This window comes from Scandinavium sp. (assembly GCF_032012665.1).
Taxonomy (GTDB): Bacteria; Pseudomonadota; Gammaproteobacteria; order Enterobacterales; family Enterobacteriaceae; genus Scandinavium.
Map to the genome: position 1 here is coordinate 1 of NZ_DALZVG010000065.1, position 1,229 is coordinate 1,229.

The following is a 1,229-nucleotide window of genomic DNA, read 5'->3' on the forward strand; positions in this document are numbered from 1 at the left end:
TGTAGTGGTCTACTGATCCCGGACACCGATTTAGGCGAAAATCCTCGCCATTAAGAGGTGTTCGATGAGCAAACAACGACGTACGTTTTCAGCCGAGTTCAAACGAGAGGCAGCTGCCTTAGTACTAGATCAGGGCTACAGCCATATCGAGGCCTGCCGTTCGCTGGGCGTCGTGGACTCGGCTTTGCGGCGATGGGTGAAACAACTCCAAGACGAGCGCCAGGGCGTTACCCCAAAAAGCAAAGCGCTGACACCCGAGCAGCAGAAGATCCAGGAGCTAGAGGCCAGGATCAACCGGCTGGAACGGGAGAAGGCGATATTAAAAAAGGCTACCGCTCTCTTGATGTCGGACGAACTCGATCGTACGCGCTGATAGACCAGTTGAGTGAGCAGGAGCCGGTAGAAGTGGTCTGTTCAGCGTTCGATGTGGCGCGGTCGTGCTATTACGCCCATCGCCTCCGACGTCGCCGTATTGATGCTCGTCGCGTTGCGCTGCGCAGTCGCGTCAACGAGTTGTTTAGCCAAAGCCGGGGTTCGGCTGGCAGCCGAAGCATCCTGGGCATGCTGCGCGAGGAAGGCGTAGAGATTGGCCGTTTTCGTGTGCGTCGACTGATGCGTGAGTTGGGGCTGGTCAGCAAGCAGCCGGGCTCACACGCCTACAAGCAGGCCACGGTTGAGCGCCCGGATATCCCGAATCGACTGAACCGTGAGTTCGCAGTTCAGCGCCCGAACCAAGTGTGGTGTGGCGACATCACCTACGTCTGGGCGCAAGGTTGTTGGCATTACCTGGCCGCGGTGCTGGATCTGCACACGCGTCGGGTGGTTGGCTGGGCGTTCTCCGCCAAACCGGATGCCGAGCTGGTAATCAAAGCCCTCGATATGGCCTACGAGCAGCGCGGCAAGCCACAGCAGGTGCTGTTCCATTCGGATCAGGGCAGCCAGTACGCCAGCCGCTTGTTCCGGCAGCGGCTATGGCGCTACCGAATGCAGCAGAGCATGAGCCGCCGGGGTAATTGTTGGGACAACTCGCCGATGGAACGCCTATTCCGCAGCCTGAAGTCGGAGTGGATACCGCAGACCGGTTACCTGACGGCACAGGAAGCTCAGCGGGACATCAGCCACTACCTGATGCACCGCTACAACTGGATCAGACCGCATCAATTCAACGACGGGTTACCGCCTGCGGTGGCCGAAGAAAAACTTAACCCACTGTCCGGGATGGGTTGACC

Annotated in this window: 1 protein-coding gene; it reads left to right on the plus strand. The window is 59.0% G+C overall.

Annotated features, from left to right (window positions below):
• Positions 1–64 precede the first annotated feature (64 nt).
• Positions 65–1,227 (plus strand): IS3 family transposase gene (locus RTU33_RS21800; protein WP_312630169.1). Its coding sequence is split into 2 segments (ribosomal slippage): positions 65–320 and positions 320–1,227, totalling 1,164 coding nucleotides; the frame shifts between segments, so codons are not numbered across the junction.
• The last annotated feature ends 2 nt before the right edge of the window (positions 1,228–1,229 follow it).